The organism is Gammaproteobacteria bacterium, assembly GCA_024235095.1.
GTDB lineage: Bacteria > Pseudomonadota > Gammaproteobacteria > Competibacterales > Competibacteraceae > UBA2383.
Genome location: JACKNC010000001.1, coordinates 1,578,959 through 1,602,601 on the forward strand (window position 1 = coordinate 1,578,959; position 23,643 = coordinate 1,602,601).

The 23,643-nt window shown below is 56.6% G+C and carries 23 protein-coding genes and 1 pseudogene; 17 read left to right on the forward strand and 7 right to left on the reverse strand.

Annotation, left to right across the window (positions count from 1 at the left end):
- The first annotated feature begins 85 nt into the window (after nt 1-85).
- The 4 genes from H6973_06995 to pssA are packed head-to-tail and all read left to right on the forward strand — an operon-like array spanning nt 86 to nt 3,125.
- Complete coding sequence (locus tag H6973_06995; GenBank protein ID MCP5125375.1) at nt 86-691, forward strand: hypothetical protein; 606 nt, start codon at nt 86-88, stop codon at nt 689-691.
- 20 nt (nt 692-711) lie between these two features.
- The gene (locus H6973_07000; GenBank protein MCP5125376.1) at nt 712-1,314 is read left to right on the forward strand and encodes a hypothetical protein; all 603 of its coding nucleotides are present in this window, start codon (nt 712-714) and stop codon (nt 1,312-1,314) included.
- Nucleotides 1,315-1,328: 14 nt separating this feature from the next.
- Nucleotides 1,329-2,342 (forward strand): ketol-acid reductoisomerase, encoded by a 1,014-nt coding sequence (gene ilvC / locus H6973_07005; GenBank protein ID MCP5125377.1) that lies wholly within the window; start codon nt 1,329-1,331, stop codon nt 2,340-2,342.
- 3 nt (nt 2,343-2,345) lie between these two features.
- Nucleotides 2,346-3,125: a CDP-diacylglycerol--serine O-phosphatidyltransferase gene (gene pssA / locus H6973_07010; protein MCP5125378.1), complete on the forward strand. Its 780-nt coding sequence runs from the start codon at nt 2,346-2,348 to the stop codon at nt 3,123-3,125.
- 96 nt (nt 3,126-3,221) lie between these two features.
- Here the strand turns inward: pssA and H6973_07015 are convergent, their stop codons facing one another.
- A complete protein-coding gene (locus tag H6973_07015; GenBank protein MCP5125379.1) occupies nt 3,222-5,144 on the reverse strand; it encodes an ATP-binding cassette domain-containing protein in 1,923 nt (640 codons plus the stop codon).
- Nucleotides 5,145-5,249: 105 nt separating this feature from the next.
- Here H6973_07015 and moeB point away from each other — a divergent pair, with 105 nt between their 5' ends.
- Genes moeB through H6973_07035 form a run of 4 tightly spaced genes read left to right on the forward strand, consistent with a single transcriptional unit; the run spans nt 5,250 to nt 8,263 of the window.
- Nucleotides 5,250-5,993 carry a molybdopterin-synthase adenylyltransferase MoeB gene (gene moeB / locus H6973_07020; GenBank protein ID MCP5125380.1) on the forward strand — a complete coding sequence of 248 codons (744 nt, stop codon included), beginning with the start codon at nt 5,250-5,252 and terminating at the stop codon, nt 5,991-5,993.
- Between the two features lie 31 nt (nt 5,994-6,024).
- Nucleotides 6,025-6,522, forward strand: coding sequence for a cyclic nucleotide-binding domain-containing protein (locus tag H6973_07025; protein ID MCP5125381.1), 498 nt, complete (start codon nt 6,025-6,027; stop codon nt 6,520-6,522).
- A 33-nt stretch (nt 6,523-6,555) separates the two neighbouring features.
- A complete protein-coding gene (locus tag H6973_07030) occupies nt 6,556-7,380 on the forward strand; it encodes an amino acid ABC transporter permease (GenBank protein MCP5125382.1) in 825 nt (274 codons plus the stop codon).
- 1 nt (nt 7,381) lies between these two features.
- Nucleotides 7,382-8,263: an amino acid ABC transporter permease gene (locus H6973_07035; protein MCP5125383.1), complete on the forward strand. Its 882-nt coding sequence runs from the start codon at nt 7,382-7,384 to the stop codon at nt 8,261-8,263.
- A 659-nt stretch (nt 8,264-8,922) separates the two neighbouring features.
- Here the strand turns inward: H6973_07035 and H6973_07040 are convergent.
- A pseudogene (locus tag H6973_07040) lies at nt 8,923-10,097 on the reverse strand (IS630 family transposase).
- 169 nt (nt 10,098-10,266) lie between these two features.
- On the opposite strand from H6973_07040, the gene miaB reads away from it, so the two are divergent.
- The 4 genes from miaB to H6973_07060 are packed head-to-tail and all read left to right on the forward strand — an operon-like array spanning nt 10,267 to nt 13,955.
- Nucleotides 10,267-11,625 (forward strand): tRNA (N6-isopentenyl adenosine(37)-C2)-methylthiotransferase MiaB, encoded by a 1,359-nt coding sequence (gene miaB, locus H6973_07045; protein MCP5125384.1) that lies wholly within the window; start codon nt 10,267-10,269, stop codon nt 11,623-11,625.
- A gap of 16 nt (nt 11,626-11,641) precedes the next feature.
- Complete coding sequence (locus tag H6973_07050) at nt 11,642-12,619, forward strand: PhoH family protein (GenBank protein MCP5125385.1); 978 nt, start codon at nt 11,642-11,644, stop codon at nt 12,617-12,619.
- A complete protein-coding gene (gene ybeY / locus H6973_07055; GenBank protein MCP5125386.1) occupies nt 12,616-13,086 on the forward strand; it encodes an rRNA maturation RNase YbeY in 471 nt (156 codons plus the stop codon). Before H6973_07050 ends, ybeY begins: the two co-directional genes overlap by 4 nt.
- Nucleotides 13,083-13,955: a CBS domain-containing protein gene (locus H6973_07060; GenBank protein MCP5125387.1), complete on the forward strand. Its 873-nt coding sequence runs from the start codon at nt 13,083-13,085 to the stop codon at nt 13,953-13,955. Before ybeY ends, H6973_07060 begins: the two co-directional genes overlap by 4 nt.
- Nucleotides 13,956-13,977: 22 nt before the next feature.
- On the opposite strand, the gene H6973_07065 is transcribed toward H6973_07060, so the two are convergent.
- The 4 genes from H6973_07065 to H6973_07080 form a co-directional block, all read right to left on the reverse strand.
- A complete protein-coding gene (locus H6973_07065) occupies nt 13,978-14,427 on the reverse strand; it encodes a D-tyrosyl-tRNA(Tyr) deacylase (protein MCP5125388.1) in 450 nt (149 codons plus the stop codon).
- Complete coding sequence (gene pip / locus H6973_07070) at nt 14,424-15,374, reverse strand: prolyl aminopeptidase (GenBank protein ID MCP5125389.1); 951 nt, start codon at nt 15,372-15,374, stop codon at nt 14,424-14,426. The genes H6973_07065 and pip overlap by 4 nt, the downstream gene beginning before the upstream one ends.
- 73 nt (nt 15,375-15,447) lie before the next feature.
- On the reverse strand, nt 15,448-16,200 hold the full coding sequence (locus H6973_07075; protein MCP5125390.1) for a TIGR01458 family HAD-type hydrolase: 753 nt from the start codon (nt 16,198-16,200) through the stop codon (nt 15,448-15,450).
- 367 nt (nt 16,201-16,567) lie between these two features.
- The gene (locus tag H6973_07080; GenBank protein ID MCP5125391.1) at nt 16,568-16,927 is read right to left on the reverse strand and encodes a hypothetical protein; all 360 of its coding nucleotides are present in this window, start codon (nt 16,925-16,927) and stop codon (nt 16,568-16,570) included.
- Nucleotides 16,928-17,142: 215 nt separating this feature from the next.
- Between H6973_07080 and H6973_07085 the strand changes: the two genes are divergently transcribed.
- Entirely contained in the window at nt 17,143-17,517 is a 375-nt protein-coding gene (locus tag H6973_07085; protein MCP5125392.1) for a DUF1992 domain-containing protein, read from the forward strand.
- A 104-nt stretch (nt 17,518-17,621) separates the two neighbouring features.
- Nucleotides 17,622-18,008, forward strand: coding sequence for a lactoylglutathione lyase (gene gloA, locus H6973_07090; GenBank protein ID MCP5125393.1), 387 nt, complete (start codon nt 17,622-17,624; stop codon nt 18,006-18,008).
- 56 nt (nt 18,009-18,064) lie between these two features.
- On the opposite strand, the gene H6973_07095 is transcribed toward gloA, so the two are convergent.
- Nucleotides 18,065-18,697: a hypothetical protein gene (locus tag H6973_07095; protein ID MCP5125394.1), complete on the reverse strand. Its 633-nt coding sequence runs from the start codon at nt 18,695-18,697 to the stop codon at nt 18,065-18,067.
- Nucleotides 18,698-18,969: 272 nt separating this feature from the next.
- Here H6973_07095 and cas3 point away from each other — a divergent pair, with 272 nt between their 5' ends.
- Genes cas3 through casB form a run of 3 tightly spaced genes read left to right on the forward strand, consistent with a single transcriptional unit; the run spans nt 18,970 to nt 23,640 of the window.
- A complete protein-coding gene (gene cas3 / locus H6973_07100) occupies nt 18,970-21,573 on the forward strand; it encodes a CRISPR-associated helicase Cas3' (GenBank protein MCP5125395.1) in 2,604 nt (867 codons plus the stop codon).
- Entirely contained in the window at nt 21,570-23,153 is a 1,584-nt protein-coding gene (gene casA / locus H6973_07105; protein ID MCP5125396.1) for a type I-E CRISPR-associated protein Cse1/CasA, read from the forward strand. The genes cas3 and casA overlap by 4 nt, the downstream gene beginning before the upstream one ends.
- The gene (gene casB / locus H6973_07110) at nt 23,113-23,640 is read left to right on the forward strand and encodes a type I-E CRISPR-associated protein Cse2/CasB (GenBank protein ID MCP5125397.1); all 528 of its coding nucleotides are present in this window, start codon (nt 23,113-23,115) and stop codon (nt 23,638-23,640) included. Before casA ends, casB begins: the two co-directional genes overlap by 41 nt.
- Nucleotides 23,641-23,643 lie beyond the last annotated feature (3 nt).

The window sequence follows — 23,643 nt, forward strand, 5'->3', positions numbered from 1 at the left end:
TTGTTGCTTTGACAGGGGCCGCAATCGGCCCCTGTCGTTGATTTCAAGTCATTCGCCGATATCGATAAGCTTAAAGGAAAAGTAGATGTCTTACAGTGACTTTACTCTCGAAAAAATTCAACAAAGCTTTGCGTTAAAGATGGTTGAAGATCAGGATTTATTTTCTTCCATTCTTGAAATCGAAATCAGCAATATTCTCAAGCAAAATCTTGAGCTGAAGGTTCCTTTGGCGTTAGCGATCAACACCGAAAAAGCCCGCTCAGAGTTCATCATTGCCGAAGTTTTAGTTGAACTGAAAAGAATATTAAATGGCAAAATTAGCCTGTTTTCCGGTATCAATCTGGATGTGGATAAAGAGAAAGGTTTGAATGGATATTGCGATTTCATTGTCAGTCAATCATCTGAACAATTTTTCCTGAAAGCGCCGATCATTACGATTGTGGAAGCTAAAAACGAGAATATACCCAGTGGCATCGGTCAATGTATCGCGGAAATGATCGCTGCCCGTTTATTTAATGAACAAGCCGCGCAACCCATTGAAAGACTCTATGGCGCTGTGACGATTGGCAACATCTGGAAATTTTTGAAATATGAACAGGGCGCTGTTTATATTGATCAGCAGGAATACCATATCAGCCAAGTCGGCAAAATCGTCGGCATCCTGGCGGCGATGGCGACTGAAATGGCCTGAGTGAAACAGATGTAAAAAACATGTCTTTCAGCGATTATAAAACACTGGCCCAAGTGCAGCGGGAATATCAGATTAAATACGCTGAAGGGGTTTTTATTGAAAAAAATCTGCTTCCTCCAGCCGACACGTTCCTGGTTGAGTTCGATTTCAACATCAACACGATGGACGCCTTTTCGTCGGAAGCCGCCCGTTGCGAACTGTTGATCTTTCCAGTTTTGCGGGAGGCTTATAAAAAGCTTTCCACGGAAATGGAACTGTGGATTCAAAAACCGATTGCTTATGATGAAAAACTCAATGGGACGCCCGATTACCTGTTTGCCAAGCGTTCACCCTTGGGCAAAACGGTGCTGGAATTTCCACTGCTCGCCGTGGTCGAGGCCAAAAAGAGCGACTTCGAACAGGGCTGGGGACAATGCTTGGCCGAACTGGTGGCCATGCAGAAATTGAATAATGATTCTATAAGCACTGTGTATGGGATTGTCACGGATGGCAAATACTGGGAATTTGGTCAATTAACCGAAAATCTCTTTACCAAAAATCGCGAAAGCTTTTCCATCGATGCCCTGCCCGAACTCCTGGGCGCATTGGATTTTCTCCTGAGCGCTGCCCGCCAGCCAACCTGAAGGTATCATCAAAAATGAAGGTTTATTACGACAAAGACGCCGACCTGTCCTTAATCAAGGCTAAAACCGTTGCGATCATTGGTTATGGTTCTCAAGGCCACGCCCATGCGCTCAACCTGCGCGACTCCGGCGTGAACGTGATCGTTGGGTTACGTCCGGGTTCTACCTCCGCCGTCAAAGCTGAGAACGCTGGATTAACGGTTAAACCCGTTGAAGAGGCCGCCGCCGCTGCAGATGTAATAATGATCCTCGCGCCTGACGAGCATCAGGGCGCCATCTATCGGCAGATCGAACCTAAGTTGAAGCAGGGCGCAGCGCTGGCCTTCGCCCACGGTTTCAATATTCATTTTGGCGCAGTGATGCCACGCGCCGATCTCGACGTGATCATGATCGCTCCCAAGGGACCGGGTCATCTGGTTCGCTCCACTTATACGCAGGGCGGCGGCGTTCCCTCGCTGATTGCCGTGGCGCAGGACGCTTCCGGTCAGGCCCGCGACATTGCGCTGTCCTATGCTTCAGCGAATGGCGGCGGTCGCGCCGGCGTGATTGAAACCAGCTTCCGCGAGGAATGCGAGACCGATCTGTTCGGCGAACAGGTGGTGCTGTGCGGTGGTTTGACCTCGCTGATTCAAGCCGGATTTGAAACGCTGGTGGAAGCCGGTTACGCGCCGGAAATGGCCTATTTCGAGTGCCTGCACGAAGTGAAGCTGATCGTGGATTTAATCTACGAGGGCGGCATCGCCAATATGCGCTACTCGATCTCCAACACAGCGGAATATGGCGATCTCACGCGCGGGCCGCGCATTGTGACCGAGGACACCAAAGCGGAAATGCGCCGGATTCTCAAGGAAATCCAGACCGGCCAGTTTGCCCGCGAATTCATTCTGGAAAACCAGGCCGGTGCGCCGGTGTTGAAGGCCAACCGCCGCATCAGCCGCGAGCATCAGATTGAGCAGGTCGGCGAAAAGTTGCGCGGCATGATGCCGTGGATTAAAGCCAATCGGCTGGTGGATACCAGCAAGAATTAACCAGTGAACGAAGAGTCCCCGCAAGCGCGCCGTTCGCGCGGCGTCTATCTGCTGCCCAATCTGTTCACGACCGCCGCGCTGTTCTGTGGCTTCTACGCGATCATTGCCGCTTTGCGGGGACGCTTTGAAGTCGCCGCCATCGCCGTATTCGTAGCTATGATCCTGGACGGATTGGACGGGCGGGTGGCGCGCATGACCCATACCGAAAGCGAGTTTGGCGCACAGTATGACAGCATGGCCGACCTGGTGTCCTTTGGCTTGGCGCCCGCGTTGATCATGTATGAATGGGCGCTCGGCTCCATGGCGGACATGGGCGGTTTCCTGGCCAAACTCGGCTGGCTGGCGGCGTTTTTCTACACGGTCATGGCGGCGTTACGACTGGCCCGGTTCAATGTGCAACTGGGCAGCACCGACAAACGCTACTTTATTGGCCTACCCAGTCCTTCGGCGGCGGCGATCATGGCGGGGATGGTCTGGTTCTGCACCGACCTGGGACTGGACGGTCCGCACATGCGATGGCCTGCGCTGATCGTTACCATTGGCGCGGGCGCGCTCATGTTCAGCAATATTCTTTATTTCAGCTTCAAGCAGTTCGATTTGCGCGGGCGCATGCCATTTATGACGGCGCTGCTGGTGGTGCTGATCTTCGTGTTCACTTCGATCGATCCGCCCAAGGTGCTGTTTCTCGGCTTCCTGATTTATGGGTTATCGGGTCCGGTCCTGTATCTAACGCGGCGGTTGCGCGCCCGCCGCCGCGCGCAGGAATCGGAGCGGACAGAGTAATGCCGTTAAGAGGCTACAGCGTCTTCAAATACCCTTGAATTTTCCGAAACTCCTCTGGTCTGGGCGCTGGTTCAGTAATATTCTTCGATAACATAGTTAAGTAAGATCAATAACAAGCGCATCAATCGCTTCCTGAACCTCCAGCCATTCCGTTTCCAGCGCTGCCAGCTCTCGATCTACTTCACCCTTGCGCAACAGCCATTCCTTGAGCCGGTTCTTATTGACTTCCTCGTAACTAGCCGGATCGGCGAGAGCCATATCCAGGGTTTTCTGTTCCTGGTGCAACCGATCCATGCGCTGTTCAAGCGTGCGGATTTGCTGATCCAGCGGCTTGCGTTTAATCGCCAGTTGCTGACGACGCTCCGCATCCTGGCGCTTCTGTTCGCGGCGCTCTACTGCGCTAATCCCGGCGCTGGCATTGCTCGCAGTCGCATCGCGCTGGACCGCACGCTGTTGGGCATTCAACCAGTCCCGATAATCCTCCAGATCGCCGTTGAACGGTTGCGCTCCGCCGTTCGCAACCAGCAGGAATTCATCCGTCACGGTGCGCAGCAAATGGCGGTCATGCGAAACCACGATCAGCGCGCCCTGATAATCCTGCAAGGCCAGCGTCAGGGCGTGACGCATTTCCAGATCGAGGTGATTGGTCGGCTCGTCCAGCAACAGCAGATTGGGCCGTTGCCAGATGAGCAAGGCCAGCGCCAGGCGGGCTTTTTCCCCGCCGGAAAAGGGCGCGACTGCTTCCAGCGCCCGGTCGCCGGCAAAACCGAAGCCGCCGAGGAAATTGCGCAAGTCCTGATCGCTGGTCCGCGCGTCGAGTTGCTGTAAATGCCGCAGCGGACTCCAGTCCGGTCGCAGTTGCTCCAGTTGATGCTGGGCGAAGTAACCGATCATCAGCCCCTGGCCGGTTTCCATCCGCCCGGCTAGTGGGGACAGTATGCCAGCCAGCAGTTTGATCAATGTGGATTTGCCAGCGCCGTTGTGACCGAGTAACCCGATCCGCGCGCCGGAACCGATCACCAGATGAACCCGCTCCACTACGGGCCGTCCGTCGTAACCTGCCGCCACGTTTTCAACCGTCAGCAAGGGATTCGGCAATCGTTCCGGCGGCGCGAACTGGAATTGAAAGGGTGAATCGACGTGAGCGGCGGCGATGCGCTCCATGCGCTCCAGAGCTTTCACACGACTTTGCGCCTGCCGCGCTTTGGTCGCCTTGGCGCGGAAGCGGGTGATGAAACTTTCCAGATGGGCGATTTCCCGCTGCTGCTTCTCATACGCCGCCTGTTGCAGCGCCAATCGGGCGGCGCGTTGTTCCTCGAAGTCGGCGTAGTTGCCTGGATACAAGGTTACGCGCTGTTGATCGATATGGACAATGTGATCGGCGACGTTGTCCAGCACATCGCGGTCATGGGAGATGAGCAGCAACGTGCCGGGGTAGGCGCGCAGCCATTGCTCCAGCCACAGCACCGCGTCCAGATCGAGATGATTCGTCGGTTCGTCCAGCAACAATAGATCGGAGCGGCACATCAGCGCCCGCGCCAGGTTCAAGCGCACCCGCCAGCCGCCGGAAAATTCCGCGACCGGTCGCTCCAGTTGTTCCGCGGAAAAACCCAGTCCCGCCATCAGCTTGCCGGCGCGAGCGCGGGCGCTGTAACCGCCAATCGCATCAAAACGGGCGTGCAACTCCGCCTGGTGCGTTCCGTTGTGAGCCGCTTCGGCGACCTGGATATCCTGTTCAATCCGGCGCAGTTCGGCATCGCCATCCAGCACATACTCCAGCGCTGGAGTGGGCAACGCCGGGGTTTCCTGGGCGACATGGGCAATCGTCCAGCGGGCCGGCAGGTCGAGATCGCCAGTATCGGGATGCAATTCGTCGCGCAACAGGGCGAACAGACTGGATTTGCCACAGCCATTGGGGCCGACCACGCCGACTTTCCAACCAGGATGGACGGTCAACGAGACGTGATCGAACAGCGGCTTGCCGCCGCGTTGCAGGGAGAGTTGGCGAAGGGTGAGCATGGGCGGCAAGTTTAGCAATTTACCGGCCATCATGGGATTCAATTCTTACCGGGACTCACTACAATCATTTTCTGAGCAACCTTCCCTTACTGCGCCCCGCATCCCATGACCGATCAAGAGCTTCTACGCTACAGCCGGCAAATTTTGCTACCGGAATTCGATATTGCCGGTCAGGAACGCTTGCGCGACTCTCATGCGCTAATTATTGGTCTGGGCGGCTTGGGATCGCCAGTCGCGATGTACCTGGCTGCCGCTGGCGTGGGCCGCTTGACCCTGGTTGATTTCGACACGGTCGATCTGTCCAATCTGCAACGACAGATCATTCACTGCACAACAGACATCGGTCGACTCAAGGTTGAATCCGCGCGGGACACCCTGCGGGCGCTTAACCCGCTCATCGAAGTTGAGACCCTGGCGCGGGCGCTGGGTGAAAAGGAATTGCTGGAACAGGCGTGGGGGGCGGATGTGGTCATCGATGCCTGCGACAATCGGTCGGCGCGACTGGCCATTAACACTGCTTGCGTCCAAACCGGAACACCGCTGGTAACCGGCGCTGCGATCCGGCTGGAGGGACAGGTGCTGGTCTGGCGACCAGGCGGAGAGAACGCCTGCTATCATTGTTTGTATCGGGAGGCTGCTGTGGAGCCGGAAACCTGCGCCCAAACCGGCATCCTCGCTCCAGTCGTCGGCATCATCGGCAGCATCCAGGCGACCGAGGCCATCAAGGTTTTGACGCAGCTTGGCGAACCGCTCGATGGCCGCCTGCTATTGCTGGACGCACTGCACATGGAGTGGCGGACCATCAATGTGCGACGCTGGCCAGAGTGCCCAACGTGTGGATGCCGGTAGCACGCTGGATTTGATAAAGGAGGCTATGCTGATGGCAGCCGCTTCGAATACGTTGAATTTGACCCGTCTGGAACACTCCTCGCAAAAAGTCGCTGAAATGCTCGACGCTACGTCTTGGGCAAAGGATTTTTCCTGGCAACAAATGCTGTTGATGGGTAACTATTTTAAACCCTGTTCGATCGACGCAGGATTGCTCCTGTTCGATGAAGGCGGTCCGGGCGGTTCCATGGGTATTTTGATCAAAGGCTGCATTGAAATTTATAAGAAAAACAAATTAATCGCTACTCTGCGGCCCGGCAGAACCTATGGCGAGATGTCCTTGATTGACCATCAGCCCCGCTCGGCGAAAGCCATCGCTAGAGAAGAGAGTGAATTGCTGATTATCGACGATGCGCTGTTTAAGAAACTGTCGGAAGACCATCCGCGCCTAGCGTTGCAGATCATTTTCAAGATCGCCTATTTCCTCAGTCAAAACTTGCGTAAAACCAGCGGAGATTTAAGTGACCTGTTGGCGGAGCACTCGGAATGACATCCGCGGCCAGGATCGCTATGCTTGCGCATCATGAAAGCAACCACGACTTCCCGTTGGCGACGCCGTCGGCGCTACGGGCGTTTGGCATTCGATGCGCTGGCCTTCCTGGCCGTCTTGCTGGGATTAGGCTGGCTTCTCGTTGAAGGCGCGAGCGCCCTGCATTACAACTGGCAATGGTACCGGATTCCGCAATACCTCTACCGCATCGAGGAGGGCGTGTTTTACCCCGGCCCCCTCTTGCGCGGACTGGGCGTGACGCTGGAACTAACCGGCTGGAGTTTGCTGCTGACTCTGATTTTCGGTTTGGCGGCGGCGTTGCTGCAACGCTCCTCCTCTTGGGCGGCCCACGCTGTGGCGCGCATCTATGTTGAAATCGTGCGCAACACCCCCCTGCTCGTGCAGCTTTACCTGGTTTATTTCGTTCTCGCGCCTATTTTGGACCTGGATCGTTTCGTGGCGGCGGTGCTGGCCCTAGCGATTTTCGAGGGCGCTTTCGCTGCGGAAATTTTCCGCGCCGGCATCGAGGCGATTCCCAAAGGCCAGTGGGAAGCCGCCCGCGCGCTCGGGTTGTCGTCCCCTGCCGTTTACCGCCTGGTCATTCTGCCCCAGGCCATCCGTCTGGTGCTGCCGCCGCTGACCGGCTTGGCCGTGTCGCTGATCAAGCATTCCGCCCTGGTCAGCGTAATCGCTGTGGCCGATCTGACCACTGAGGGGCGTAATCTGATCGCCGACACTTTCATGACTTTTGAACTCTGGTTCATGGTCGCCGCGCTGTACCTGACACTGACCATCAGCCTGTCCTTAGTGGTGAGCGAACTGGAGCGCCGCCTGCCGGTGCGCGGTGCCGGGCATTAAAATGCCGCCGCGCAAGTTGCGTTTTGGTCGACTGGACGCCCTCATTCTGGCGGTCGTTTTCGGACTGATCGGCTACATTTCCTATCGAGCGCAATTCCATTTCCACTACAATTGGAATTGGCAGCTCATTCCCGGTTATTTCGCGCGCCATGACCCCGATTCCGGGCGCTTGGCGCTTAATCTGCTCGGACAGGGTTTTCTGGCGACCGTGCGACTCGCGATCTGGGGTGGACTACTAGCGGCGCTGATCGGCGGGGTGATAGGAGTCTGTCGCGTAGCCAACAGCCTGTTTTTACGGCTGCTCAGCCTGACTTATGTTGGACTGATCCGTAACATCCCGCCTTTGGTGTTCATCTTCATCTTCTACTTTTTCATCAGTGGTCAGCTGATGCCGTTGCTGGATATAGAAGGACGGATCAGCAACGCGGATTCAGAAACGCTGAACGTGCTGGCGATCCTCTTCGGTCCGCCAGCCTTGCTACCCAATTTTCTGTCCGGATTGATCTGCCTGGCGCTGTTCGAAGGCGCTTACGTGGCGGAAATCATCCGCGCCGGCATTGAAGCGGTGCCCAAAGGCCAATGGGAGGCGGCCAGGGCGCTGGGGATGCATTCCGGTCAGACGATGAGCAAAATTGTGTTGCCCCAGGCGCTAACTAAAATGGTTCCGCCACTCGCCGGCCAATTCATCTCACTGGTTAAAGATTCATCATTAATTTCATTGATTTCTATTCAGGAGCTGACCTTTGCAGGAACCGAACTAGCGGTGTCTTCCGGACGAGTATTCGAGGTGTGGCTGACGGTGGCGGCTCTCTATTTCCTATTATGTTTTGGACTGGCGCGGCTGTTTGGCGAGGTGGAGCGGCATTTAAGCCAACATCGTTAATGGTTCATATTTGCTGATGACGCCGATGCATAGAACAGGCTGTAATGAATTGCGATAGAAATAATATATTTTTAAATTAATAACTTTGATCTTAATCTGCGCGAACGGGCCGAGGCGTTGCTCAAGCGGTCGCGCGAGGAGCAGATTGATTTCTCCCCGGGCGAAATTGCGCGCTTGCTTCATGATCTCTCAGTACATCAAATCGAACTGGAACTCCAAAACGAGGAATTGGGTACTGGTTCAGTCCAGTTGTAATTTAACCTCTTATTTTTATAATTAAAAGCCAAAAATAGGTAGGCTTTGAATTCGAAAGATCTGTTCTCATGAAAGCGCCTTCTTCAGGATGCCCAAAGCCACGGCGGGTACTTGCTGAGTCGTGAAGTGTGTACGAATAAAATGATGAACGATCTAAAATAGATCTAAAGTTCTTTGTAAACCGGTCTTCTTTTTAGCATAGGTATTGGTTTTCCGTCGATAAGCGGAATTACGTCGCCGAAGTGAGGCATTAAACGCCTCGGCATGATTCGCGTGAATCTCGGGATCGGAGAGATTTTGTGAGGTTTCGGGATGCTCTGCGCAAGGGGCCTCATATTTTGGGTGTTTACGGCCTCGCCAATTGCCGCCTAGCCCAGTGGCGATCAGGGCTTTCGCTGATTCTGCTAGTGGGCTGACACAGAAGTTTTGACAGGTTCAGAGGTTTCTAGGTCCACCGGGGTTTCAGAAGATTTCAAGGGAGGATAGAGGCGCTTGAGTTTGACCCGGGCCAAGTCGGTGCCGAACTGCCAGTGGATTTTGGTCTGACGTAGGTTGCGTGGGCCTTGCCAAGCGGCGATTTCCTTCCGCAAAGTTTCGAGGTTCGCAATGCGGCGATTCAAACACTGGCCGGCGAGAACAGCGAACTCACATTCCGCCATATTGAGCCAACTGCCATGCTTGGGGGTGTAATGAAATTCGAGCTTGCGGGTGATCCGGCGGGCTTCCTCTGGAGAAAAGACACTATACAAGGCCGCAGGAGTGTGGGTATTGAGGTTATCCACGACCAACCGGATTCGCTCCGCCTTCGGAAAGTACACATCAACGAGTTGCTGCATTTGCTGGGCAAAATCGCGTTTGGTGCGCTGTTTCGTGACATTAACATGACGCCACCCGCGCAAGGGTTGTACGAATAGAAATAAATTGGCGGTGCCTTCGCGTTTGTATTCACAGTCATAGCGCGCCGGTTGACCCGGGCGGGCGGGTTGAGGACAGCGGGTTTCGCTGGTCAATTGCACCGGACTTTCATCGAAGCACACTTGGGGGTATTGAGGATCATCGGGTTCGGCGTACAGGTCCAACACATCCTCCATATGCCAAACATAATCGGGACTGACACTGGGAATACACCATTCTTGACGTTGCCAGGGTTTGAGGTCGTTTTTTTAAGGATGCGCCGCACACTCTCACGGGAAATGGCTTCGATGGGCCGGAGTTCCATGAAGCGGTCCGCTAACAATTGGAGAGTCCACTGACAACGGCCAGCGGGCGGGGTACTACAGGCCAAGGCGACCAGAAAGGCGGCCTGTTTGCCGGTCAAGGCCGGGGGCAAACCGACTCGTGGCCGCTCGCTTAACGCCGCCAGCAACCCTTCGTCGACAAACCGTTGACGGGTACGATGAACGGTCGAAATCCCCAAGTGAAGGCTTTGGGCAATGGCCTCATCCGTCGCCCCTTCCGCAGCCTGCAGCAACACATGGGCACGGGCAACCTTGCGCGCCGCTGCCTTGCCTTTATGAATGACCTTCAGCAGGTCTTCCCGCTCCTCTTCAGTTAGATCAACCAGATACTTGTGGGCCATGGTGATTCCTCCTGTTGATCTCAACCATAGGGCACCCACCGCTACCTGTCAAAACTTCTGTGTCAGCCCACTAGGGGAAAATCCGACTTGAGAGACGATATCATCCCGCCTAGCGCCTCCAGCAAAGCGATGCTATAGTTTTTCGCGTTTTTATCGTTTAATTCCTGCCATGACTCGCAAACTCTATATCCAGACCCACGGCTGCCAGATGAACGAATACGATTCCGCCCGGATGGCGGACGTATTACGCGCAGTCTGCGGTCTTGAACGCACCGATCAGCCGGATCAGGCGGATGTGCTGCTGCTCAATACCTGCTCGATCCGCGAAAAGGCCCAAGAAAAGGTTTTCTCGCTGCTGGGAACTTGGAAGGCGCTGAAAACCCGGCGGCCGCATATCGTCATCGGCGTGGGCGGCTGCGTAGCGAGCCAGGAAGGCGAAGCGCTGCGTGAACGCGCCCCTCAGGTCGACGTCGTGTTCGGCCCGCAAACTCTGCACCGCCTGCCGGAAATGCTGGCTTCCGTCTGGGCCAACCGGCAACCCCAGGTGGATGTCTCTTTCCCAGAAATCGAAAAATTCGACCGCCTGCCAGAGCCGCGCGCCGAAGGGCCGACCGCTTTCGTATCGATCATGGAAGGTTGCAGCAAGTACTGCACCTTCTGTGTCGTACCCTATACCCGAGGCGAGGAAGTCAGTCGGCCCTTTGATGATGTGCTGGCCGAAGTCGTGGCGCTGGCTGAGCAAGGCGTCCGCGAGGTCAACCTGCTTGGGCAAAACGTCAACGCTTACCGAGGGCCGATGAGCGACGGCGATGTAGCCGATCTAGCGTTGCTGATTGAACACGTCGCCGCCATCGACGGCATCGACCGCATCCGCTACACCACCTCGCATCCGGTGGAGTTCTCCGACCGATTGATCGAGGTTTACGCACGCGTTCCGCAACTGGTCAACCACCTGCATCTGCCGGTGCAAAGCGGCTCTGATCGCATCCTGTCCATGATGAAACGCGGCCATACCGCCCTAGAATACCAGGCCAAAGTGAATAAGCTGCGCGCCGTGCGTCCCAATCTCAGCTTGTCCTCAGATTTCATCATCGGCTTCCCCGGTGAAACCGACCAGGATTTTGCAGCCACGATAGCCTTGATCGAGGAACTGGCTTTCGATCACAGCTTCAGCTTTATCTACAGCCCCCGGCCCGGCACGCCCGCCGCCAATTTGCCCGATCCCACGCCGATGACCGTTAAAAAAGAACGGCTGGCGCAACTTCAGGCCCGACTGGAAAGCGGCGCTCGCGCCATCAGCCAACAGATGGTCGGCACGGTGCAACGGGTGTTGGTGGACCGCTTCTCGCGCAAGAACCGCCAACAATTATCGGGGCGCACCGAAAATAACCGGGTTGTCAATTTCGACGGACCCGCCAGCCTGATCGGCGGTTTCGCCGAGGTCGCCATCACTGAAGCGTTGCCTAACTCGCTGCGTGGCCGGTTAGTCGCCTGCCTGGAACGGCCCAGCGCTGAATACGCCTGCTGAGCCACTCTTATCCCCCTTGAATACCCCAACCTATTTTCAGGATTTGTTGCTCGAACCTACCGATAACGCCCGCTTGGCCAATCTTTGCGGGCATCTGGACGAGCATCTGCGCCAGATCGAACGTCGGCTCGGTGTGGAAATCAACAATCGTGGTCACGAGTTCCGGGTCATCGGTGATCCGGCGATCGTGACCATGGCCGTCGCCGTGTTGGAAGCCCTGTACCGTAGCACCGGCGAAGAAACGCTGACCCCAGCCCAGGTTCACCTATTCTTGCAAGAAGCGGGTGCGGACGCACTGGCCGAGATTCAGGATCTGGACACCGATGAAGTACTGATCCGCACCCGGCGTGGGTTGATTCGCGGGCGGGGTCCCAACCAGCAGCGGTATCTGTGGAATATTCAGCATAATGACCTGAATTTTGGCGTGGGTCCCGCTGGCACCGGCAAGACTTACCTTGCCGTCGCCTGCGCGGTGGATGCGCTGGAAAGAAACGCTGCCCGGCGGTTGGTTCTCGTGCGCCCGGCGGTGGAAGCGGGCGAACGGCTCGGTTTTCTGCCTGGCGACATGGCGCAGAAAATTGATCCCTACCTGCGTCCGCTCTACGATGCTTTGTACGAAATGTTGGGTTTCGAGCGAGTCACGAAGCTGATTGAGCGCAATATCATCGAAGTCGCGCCGCTGGCGTTCATGCGTGGTAGAAGCTTGAATGATTCCTTCATCATTCTCGACGAAGCGCAGAATACGACGGTGGAACAAATGAAAATGTTCCTGACCCGCATTGGCTTCGGCTCGACTGCTGTGGTCACCGGCGACGTGACCCAAGTCGATTTGCCGCGCCACATTCAATCCGGACTACGCCAGGTTCTACAAGTACTCAAAGAGGTAGAAGGCATCAGCATCACCTTTTTCAACGCCCGCGATGTGGTGCGCCACCCACTCGTTCAGCGCATTGTTAATGCCTACGCCCGCTATGAACAGGATAACCCCACATGACTTTGGAACTGGATCTGCAAATTGCTTTGGAAATGCCTGGATTGCCGGCTGAAATTGATTTTCGCTGCTGGGCCGAAGCGGCGCTTACCGGCGCGGGCTATCGAAAAGACGCGGAACTCACCATTCGCGTGGTCAACGAAGCGGAAATTACCGCACTGAATGAGACCTACCGTCACAAGCAGGGGCTAACCAATGTGCTGTCTTTCCCCTTTGAAGCGCCGTTCGGGATTGAAAGTGCGTTGCTGGGCGACGTGGTGATCTGCGCGCCGGTAGTGTTGCGTGAAGCAGTCAGCCAGGAAAAATCTCCAGAAGCGCATTGGGCGCATTTGACGATTCATGGCGTTTTACACCTGCTGGGCTATGATCATGATGAGGCGCAAGGTGACATCATGGAGTCCCTGGAAATTCGCATTCTGTCCGATCTCGGCTATGCCGATCCCTATGGAGACCCCCCAGACCGATCATGAACGACGAACGATCCGAACCAAGCCCTAAATCGTGGCTGGAACGTTTAAGCCTCGCCCTGATGGGCGAACCCAAGGACCGGGATGCACTGATGGGTATGTTGCGCGACGCGCAACAACGAGAGTTGCTGGACATCGACGCCCTGACCATGATGGAAGGCGTCATAAAGGTGTCGGAACTCCAGGTGCGGGATGTGATGATTCCCCGCGCGCAAATGGTCATTCTGGAGAATGATTGGAGCCTGGAACGGCTCATCGCCGAAATCGTCGAATCCGGCCATTCCCGCTTGCCGGTTATTGACGAAAACAAGGACAACATCATCGGCATCCTGATCGTCAAGGATTTACTCGCACACGCCTTCGACCGGCGTGAGGATTTTAACCTGAACGCCTTGCTCCGCCCCGCCAAGTTCATTCCCGAAAGCAAACGACTCAATACGCTGCTCAAAGAATTTCGCGGCAATCGCCTGCACATGGCGATTGTCGTTGACGAGTACGGCGGGGTAGCGGGTTTGGTCACCATTGAGGATGTGCTGGAGGAGATCGTTGGCGAGATCGACGATGAGCATGACATTGAGGAAGAAGGCGCTTTCATTCGTCCGCAAGGCGAAGCCTTTGTCGTCAAGGCGCTGACCCCGGTTGAAGATTTCAACAAGTATTTTCACGCCCAATTAAGCGATGAACGAGCGGATACGGTTGGCGGATTGGTGATGACCGAGTTAGGCCGCTTACCTAAAGGCGGCGAGAGTGTTGACCTGGATCGTTTCCATTTTCAGGTGCTGCGTGCGGATAATCGGCGGATTCATCTGCTGGAGATGACCTTTCGGGACAGTCAGGAATCCGTACCGCCTGCTTCTGAGGCGGATACTTGATTCCATTCATGAACCTTGTCGTTCAGCGATCCGGGGCAGCCCGCAGCCAGAACGTTACCGGCCCGTCATTCACTAGACTCACCTGCATGTGAGCGCCAAATTGGCCCATGGCGACTGGGGTGTGTTGCCGAGCGGCCTGCTCAACCAGATAATCAAACAACCGTTCGCCCTCTGCTGGTGGCGCGGCGGGGGTAAAACTGGGGCGCATCCCTTTGTGCGTGTCGGCGGCCAAGGTGAACTGCGGAACCAGCAACAGGCCGCCGCTGGTCTCCCGCAAACTCAGGTTCATCTTGCCTTCGGGGTCGGCGAACACCCGGTAGCCGAGCAGCCGTTCCAGAAGACGATCAACCTGGGCCTTACTATCGCCGCGCTCAACCCCGACCAGCGCCAGCAATCCTGCGCCGATCTCGCCCACAACTCGCCCGTCGACCGCAACTCGCGCCTCGCTGACCCGTTGCAGCAACCCGATCATGTCAGCCGATCTGCGAAATGCTCGGTGGCGTCGATCAATTCATGAACAATCCCCGGTTCGCTGGCGGCGTGCCCAGCAGTTGGCGCGATCCGCAATTCCGCCTCCGGCCAGACCTGATGCAGCGCCCAGGCGTTATCAAACGGGCAAATCACGTCGTAACGACCGTGGACAATGAAACCAGGAATATCGCGCAACCGGTGGGCGTCACGCAGGAGTTGATTCGCTTCCATGAAGCAGTGATGGATGAAGTAGTGGCATTCGATCCGCGCCAAGCTCAGGGCGCGATGGGCTTCTCCGAACTGTTCGACTACTGTGGGATTGCTTTCCAGGGTCAACGTCGCGCCTTCCCAGGTCGCCCACGCCTTAGCGGCTCGCATTTGCTCCAATTCATTGGCGCTGGTCAGCCGGCTGTAATAGGCGCGAACCAGATCATAGCGCTCTGCCGCTGGAATCGGGGCGATAAAGCGCTCCCATGGATCAGGAAACAAGCGGCTGGCTCCTTCCTGGTAGAACCAGTGAATGTCCCAGTCCCGGCACAGGAAGACGCCGCGCAGGATCAGTCCGAGCACACGTTCAGGATGGGTTTCGGCATAAACCAGCGCCAGCGTTGATCCCCAGGAACCGCCAAACACCAGCCAGCGGTCGATGCCCAGATGTTCGCGCAGCTTTTCAATATCTGCCACCATATGTCCTGTCGTATTGTCGCGTAGCTCGGCGTGCGGGCTGGACTGGCCGCTGCCACGCTGGTCGAACAAAACGATGCGATAGCGATGAGGATCGAAGAAGCGCCGGTGTATCGGCTCGCAACCGGCGCCTGGGCCGCCGTGGAGGAACAACACGGGTAGCCCGCTGGAAACGCCACATTCCTCGACGTAGAGCGTGTGTAGATCATCTACGGCCAGACGTTGCGTGGCGTAAGGTTTGATGTCGGGAAACAAGACGCGCATGAGGACTCCGATTCAGTGCGGAAAGATCGTGAGAAAGTCGATGCAGGCGGATTCTACCCAGAATCCGCAGAGTTTAGAGAATGTAATCGACGACCGCGTCCAGATCATCGAACACGCGCCCGCCTCGGGGTTCGACCTTGGGTTCATCGCCATGACGGTATTTGCCGGTGCGCACCAGCGCGCCGCGCAACCCGGCAGCCAACGCGCCGCAAACATCCATTTCCGCGTCATCGCCCACCATCAGCACATCGTGCGGCGGCAGGCCCAGGCTATTGACAGCCGCCAGGAAAAACTCGGTCGATGGTTTGCCCAATACCACTGCCTCCAGTTCGGCGGCGTATTCCAGCGCCGCCATAAAAGGGCCAATATCCAGGCTTAGGTCGTTGCCTTCCCGAAAGTAGCGGTTGGAACCCATCGCCAGCAGGGGCATACCGTCCAGCAACAACCGAAAGCATTGATTAAGCGCTTCATAAGTAAAGCCGGGACCGGCGTCGCCCAGCAGCACTGCGCCGGGCGCTGGCCCCAGCAGATCGGCGAACTCATCCTCAATATCGGGGTGGACCAGCAGGTGTGGAGTCAGTTGGCGAGCGATCAAATAGTCACGGGCGGCGACCACCGGGGTGAACAGGTGCTCGATCTCGACTTCCAGTCCCATGTGCGCCAATCGGTCAACGATGGCGTCGCGGGTCAGTCGGGTACTGTTAGTGATAAAGCGCATCGGAATGCCGGCGGCCTGCAAGCTCAGCAAGGCTTCGCGGGAGCCAGGCAAGGGATAGTCGCCAATGTACAACACACCTTCCAGATCAAACAGAGCGCCGTGGATCATGTCTTTCTCATGGGATTGAATGCGGAACCACACCGCAAGGATCGCGGAGGCTACCATTCACATGAGTATAGAAGGCGATTCCACAAGGGAGACTGGAATTAGGAAATCCCTCAATTGAAAATATCAGGAAGTCTCCCGGCAAGTTGACGTCTCGTGATCCAATGTGACGAACTCTGGTCTTTTGTCGGAAATGAGAATGATAAACAATGGGTTTGGTTGGTCATCGATCAAGGAGCCGAATAACAAAATTTTGCCGATCTCTGCTGTATAAAGGTTCACTACAATCTGCAGGACTACCATCGTGCTTTCATGGATCTGATCTGGGTTGTTCATCCGGACGCGACAGGGCCACGCCGGATGTGAGGGATTACTTGACCATCTTCTTGGCGGCTTCCGTCGCCTGGTCTTTACCCATCTCCATTGCCTGATCCTTGGCCATCTCCGTCATATCGCCGCTCGTGGCTTTTTGCATCGCCGCGGCCCCAGCCGCGCCTTCCATTGCGCCTGCGGCTCCACTGGGCGCGACTTTCATCGCCGCCCCAGCATCCGGTTGGGGCATCATTGCTCCAGTTTTATCTTTTACCATGTCTGTAGCCTGCTCCTGGGCCATCTTGCCAGCCTGATCCTTGACGGCATCGGTCGCCATCTCTTTCACATCGGCGGCCCAAGCGCCGCTGGACAACAGCAGGGTCAGGCCAGTGGCCAGCATCATTGATTTATGGGTCATATTCTTGGCTCCTTTAAGGATTTGCGAGTGGGAAGCCGATCCGCGTCAATGATTGCGCGGGCGCCGTTCGGGATTTCCCTTTACTGAGTGTAGCCGGTTTGGATCTAGGCGTGGCGTGGTGATCAGTGCTACGCTTTAAGTCATCATTCACGTTAGCGAAAGGTCGATCCGCGTTCCTGTCTTGCTCGAACGGATCGGAGGAAATCAGCGTAACGATGCATCTCATTGACCGGATTGCCGAGACCCGCATTCAAGAAGCGATTGATCAGGGCGAACTGCGCGGCTTGCCCGGCGAAGGTCAACCGCTGCATTTGGAAGATGACTCGGCCATTCCGGAAGAATTACGTGCGGCCTATCGTCTGCTCAAGAATGCCGGATTTTTGCCGCCGGAATTGCAATGGCGTCGGGAATTGAGTGAAGCCGAACAGCTGTTGCAGCAACTTCCCGAATGCGAGCGGAGCCGCGCCCGCGCCCGTCTGGAACTGCTGCAACTCCGCTTGGCCGCTCATCGTCGCCAACCGATGAATCTCTTGCTGGAAGATCAGTACCGACAACGCTTGCTGGAGAGGTTGAGTGAATCCGATCCTTGAGCTGGCTGAGTGGAGCGATCTTCAGTCAAAATAGCCGCGTTCTCCAACATCCCGGACGGTCGGTCGAGCACACCGGGTTCTCTCCATATTTTAGCGAGGTCATCATGCGAATTCTTCATACCATGTTGCGCGTGGGCGATCTGGATCGTTCCCTTCGTTTTTACACCGAAATCCTGGGCATGAGATTACTGCGTCGCCAGGATTATCCTGCCGGTGAGTTTACCTTGGCGTTTGTCGGCTACGGTGATGAGTCGGCGCAGGCGGTCATTGAACTCACCTATAACTGGGGCGTGGATCACTACGAACTCGGCACAGGGTATGGGCACATCGCCCTGGAAGTCGACGATGTGTACCAGGCCGCTGCGGACGTGAAGGCACGAGGCGGGCGTATTCTGCGCGAAGCTGGGCCGATGAATGCCGGGACGACGATCATTGCCTTTATCGAAGACCCGGATGGTTATCCGATCGAACTGATCGGGAAAAAGTCGTGAGTAGGGCCAGGAAGAACCTGGGGCGCAGCCGGCCAAGAGTCCTCTAATGCCTTTCGTCACGACGGGCGGCGCGTATGCGCCTGGTTGTTGACCACGGTCAGCAACGCGGCCGCTCCCAAGCGATCCTGGGTATCAATTTCGATGATCTTCTCCAGTAAAATGGTGGCTTGCTCCGGTTCGCCGAGCCGGGCATACAGATAAGCTTCGCCTTTCAGGCACAGTAAATAGAAGCGGATCATGACCCGGCTCTTTTCATCGCCGGATAGATGAGCTTCGCTGAGTGTGCGCCAATCGTGGGGCAAGTCCAGGGGTTGTCGAATCACCTCCCGCGCGTGCTGACTGATCGCCAGGGCTTCCAGAAAACGTTGTCGATAGACGTAATAGCGAAAGAGGGCGACTAGCACCATGAGATGGTCCGGCGCCAACTGATAGGCGCGCTGCAGATCGGCTTCCGCTTGTTCGTCACCGTAATTTTCTGTGGCTTGCTGGAGGAGTTGAACGACCTCGTCCGCGGGCGGGGTGTCGAAAAACAGTGGTTCGGCATCGAAAGACAATAAATCCATCCGATAGGTCCTCAGTGAATAGGCATAGACCAGGAAGCAGGGCAGGCGGAGTTGCAGGTTCCAGCATAGGCCCGATACACCGGGGATGCAATCGTTGGGTGATCGAAGCCGGATGCTCTGTTTCAATTTGAAATACTCAGCGTTTTGGTTGTTTCATTTTGAAACATTCGTCGGTTTTCCACGGCCCGCGTTCACGTTTTCCACAACTGACGTTCGCGTTTGTAAGAACGTCACCTCATATTAATTTCCTTCCACCAAATAAGTAGTTGGTAACCGTCGCTTAGTGTGACGCATCCTCCTTGCTCAGATTGGTCCGCTGGATGCTATACGATGCGGGCCTTCTTCCTCTTCCCCTTGGTGCGTCATACACCAAGGTGTGTAATTTTTATAATACATTTATGATCATTCAACCGACTGACTGTTGGGGCAAGGCGCGTCTTGACCCCAGAAGCGGTGTCCTGCTCGCTTGGCATCCCTTGCCAGAACATTGTCTCGATGTAGCGATGACCTTTCGAGCCTTGATCGCCTTGCCGATCATCCGGCGACGTCTGGAAGCGGCTGCCGGACGGCCACTGACGAAATCTGATTTAGATCGCTTGGCGGTGTTCGCTATGTTGCATGATCTGGGCAAATCGAATCGGGGCTTTCAGGAAAAAATCCTGCGCCCGGATGCGCCCCGAGTAGGTCATATCCGCGAAGTGGCCCCGCTGTTCTTTGAGGCCGATCTCTCGGAACAGTTGGCGGCGGCAATGGGTGTCAATACCTTGATTTCCTGGTTTGCGGACCCTGATGAGGGTGAGGCGTTATTGATCGCCGCGCTGTCGCATCATGGAACGCCGCTTCGCTTTGACTCCAGTGATCGCACCGGCCCCTATCATGCCGCTAAAACGCAATGGTGGCGACCGAAAAACGGACGAGATCCCTTCCAGGGAATTGCCGCGTTGTGGACGATGGCGCAACAAGCCTTTCCTAGCGCATTCGTCACCCGTGGAATGCCCTTGTCCGCCCCCCCGGCGCTACAACATCGTTTTGCTGGACTAGTCATGCTGGCTGATTGGCTCGGTTCGCATGAGGGCTTCTTTCCTTTTGCTCAGGCCCCAGGTGACCGTTTGACCTTCGCGCCGGGTGCGGCTGATCGAGCGTTGCAGGCGGTGGGATTGGATGCGCGACCATATCGAACCGCACTGGGTGGTCAAGTTCCTGCGTTTGCCACCGTATTTGGTTTCAAGCCTCGCCCCTTGCAAGAGATCTTGGCGACCTGGCCGGTGATTGGCGATGACCGCTTGTTGATTCTGGAAGCAGAAACCGGTTCTGGGAAAACCGAGGCCGCCCTGGCGCGTTTTCTGACGTTGTTTGCGGCAGGGGAAGTCGATGGTCTGTATTTCGCCCTGCCGACGCGGGTGGCGGCGCGCGAACTCTATGGCCGGGTGCTGCGCATGGTGAAAACCGCCTTTCCTGACCCGAGCGTTCGCCCGCCAGTGCTGTTAGCTGTGCCGGGTTATGCGCAAGTGGATGGAGTCGACGCGAAAACTCTGTTGCCCGGCCCGGAAACCCGCTGGGAGGATGATGCAACACACGCTCAACAGGAACGGGCCTGGGCGGCAGAACGCCCGAAACGCTTCTTAGCGGCGACCGTGGCGGTGGGTACTCTCGATCAGGCGCTGTTGAGTGTACTGCAAGTTCCCCATGCCCATTTACGCTCGGTGTGTCTGGATCGACAGCTACTGGTCGTGGATGAAGTTCACGCCAGCGATCCGTATATGCGGCAACTCCTGACCCAGTTGCTCGCCCATCATCTGAGTATCGGCGGACACGCCTTACTGTTGTCGGCCACCTTGGGCGCTACGGCCTGCGCCGGTTTCGTCCGGGCAAGCGCGATACCCGCCCCACCTCCGGATTGGGTAACGGCCCAGGAAATGCCCTATCCGGCGTTGACGGTCGCTGGGCAACCGCCACAGGCGATTCCGGTGGCTACAACCGATAAGACGGTGCAGATCGAATGCGTATCAGCGTTGGCCGACCCGGTGACGCTGTTGTTGCGGATTCAGACGGCGGTGGCGACGGGAGCGCGGGTGTTGGTGGTGCTCAATACCGTGGCGCGCGTGATGGCTTTGCAGGCGGCCAGCGAGACCGCTTTGTCTCCTGAAATCCTTTTCCAGTGTCAGAGAGCGATTGCCCCGCATCATGGCCGTTTCGCGGCGGTGGACCGGACGGTGTTGGATGCCGCGGTCAGCGCCCGCTTTGGACAAGGTTCTGCGCCAGGGCCAGTGGTCTTGATCGGAACCCAGACCTTGGAGCAAAGCCTCGATCTGGACGCCGACTTATTGATTACGGACCTGTGTCCGATGGATGTGTTGTTGCAGCGCATTGGACGCTTGCATCGACATAACCGGGTACGGCCTGCCGGGTTTGAGACGGCGCGCTGTGTGGTGCTGATTCCCGAAGATGCGACCTTGGAGAGCCTGTTGCGCCCGGATGGTCAGGTGCGCGGAGTGGCGGGGTTGGGCAACGTCTATGCAGATTTGCGGGTGGTGCGCTTGACGCTGGATTTAATGCAGAGTGCACCCACTTGGGCGATTCCCCGCGATAACCGCCGCTTGGTGGAAGGGGCCATGCATCCCGAGGCGCTGGCGATGCTTGACAACCCGGTGTGGCAACGCCACGGCCAGAAGGTGGAAGGTGAAGCGTTGGCGCTGGCGCTGCAAGCGACGCTGGTCGGGATTCAACCGAAACCGTTTGGTCAGTTTACCTTCAACCCGCTGAACGCCCATCTGCAAACCCGGTTGGGACTGAAGGACTGGCGGGTGCGCTTGGAGCGGGCGGTAACCAGTCCGTTTGGGCAACGCTTGATAGAAATCGTGATTCCGGGGTATCTGGCACCGGCCACGCCCGAAGAAACGGCTACGGTACTGAATGAACATCCAGATGAATTGATTTTCCAGTGCGGCGAACGGCGCTATCGCTATACCCGCCTGGGTTTGCAAGGGGAGGATGGCGAATGAATTTACTGACTGAACCGGTGTTTCGGGTGCAAACCCCGATGGGTCCGCAGGCGTTGAGCTTGCCGGGGTTGTTGGCGGCGCTGGGGGCCGATACGGTCGAGTCATTGCCGGGTCTGCAACGCCATCAAGAGGATGCGTTTCATATTTTCCTGTGTTACCTGGCCGGGGCGGTGTTGGCGCGAGCCGATCTGCACGACCCGGTGCAGTCGGAAGGCTTTTGGCGCGATGGATTGCGGCAACTGGCCGGGCGCGACGATGACTGCGCCTGGACGCTGGTGGTGGAGGATGTGATGCAGCCGGCGTTTATGCAGGCACCCTTAGCCAATAAAACGGACTGGGCGGCCTTCAAACCCAAGGCGGATACGCCGGATTCCCTGGATGTGCTGCAAACGGCTAAGAACCATGATGTAAAAAGCCAACGAGTTCATGAGGATTATCCAGAGTGTTGGGTGTACGCCCTGATCAGTTTGCAGACGATGACTGGGTTGATGGGGCGCGGGAATTATGGGATTGCCCGGATGAATAGCGGTACCGGGAGTCGCGTCTGTGTTGGATTGCGCTATGACGAAACCTTTGGTGAACGCTGGCGACGAGAGACCCGCAAGCTCCTGAACTATCGTGCTGAATTGTTAGTGGAACCCTGGCCCTATCGTCCGAACGGGCAGGTGTTGCTCTGGTTGTCTGCTTGGGATTTGCAAACGGCATTGCCGCTCAACGAACTCGATCCCTTTTTCATTGAAGTGGCCCGGGCGGTGCGATTGATCATCGACCATGGACGGATTCAGGCATTGGGAGCAGGTACGGCGGGTATGCGTCTGGTGGCCAAAGAGCAAAAAGGTATTGTCGGTGATCCGTGGACCCCACTGGTCGATGATGGCAAGGAGAAAAAAGCCTGGACGGTGATGGCACCGTTCTTTTCACCCCAACGCCTGCGCAATCTCATTTTTGAAGAAGAGGGATTCATGGCGGCGGTGATGCAGCAACCCGATCCCGATCGTCAAACTCAAGCGTGTTGGTTACAAGCGGCCGTGCTGGCACCGGGCGGTATGGGCAAGACAGATGGCTTTCATGAAGCCACCGTGCGCATTCCAGCGCAAGCCACTGCGCGTCTGTTCGGCAGGGGAGCGGCGCGCGAGCGCTTGGCGGAACTGAGTGGTTTGGGTCTAAAAGATGCCGCGACCATGCAGAACAAGGTGCTCAAGCCTGCTTTGTATGCGTGGCTGGAAGCGGGACCGGAACAAATCGATTGGGAAAAACGCGAAGTGAGCGCCTGGGTCGAACAAACCGCCCGATCTTTTACGACCGTCTGGCACCCCTTATTTTTCGAATGGCTCTGGCGTTGTGTCGATCAGACCGACACGGATGCCGCTCGCCTCCTCTGGCTGCAAGCCTTGGAACGGCATGCCCGTCAAACTCTGACTGATGCGATAGCCCGTTTTCCAGCACGCACCGGCCGCTATTACCGGTCGCGCGTGCGCGCGAAGGGGATGTTCAACGGTTGCTTATTCAACACCTTTCAACAACTGAAGGAGCTTGCTCATGCTGAACGCCGCAACGGCATCACCGCCGATGAATGCTGAACCTTTCTCTCTGGCGCGCTTGATCGGCAAAGTGGCTGCGATCATCGGTAGTGAGAATTTTCCGACTGGGGAACGGGCCGCGCTGAAACGCCTGACCCCGGATCGATCACCGTCACTAGTGTTTTACCGGTTCTGCTTCCAGCACTTACCCGACGGTTGGCAACGCCAGATGAGCGCCTGGCAAGCCGCACTCGCCGGATTGGCCTTGATGGGAACGTCAGCGCATAACCCAAAGCGGCCACTGGGTCAGGCGCTGGCCGAACAGCGCTATAGCGAGGCGCGGCTGGAACGGTTGCTCGCGGCCCAGGATGATGTGTTGTACACCCTGACGTTGCGCGTTGCCCGCTTTCTGGCGGCCAAGGGGGAAAGCGTGAATTGGCTGGATTTATCCCAACTGTTATTGGCCCAGGACCGTGAAAAATGCGAAGCCGTGCGCCTGAGAATAGCTGGCGACTATTACCGTTACTACAACAATGAGAAGGATTAACTC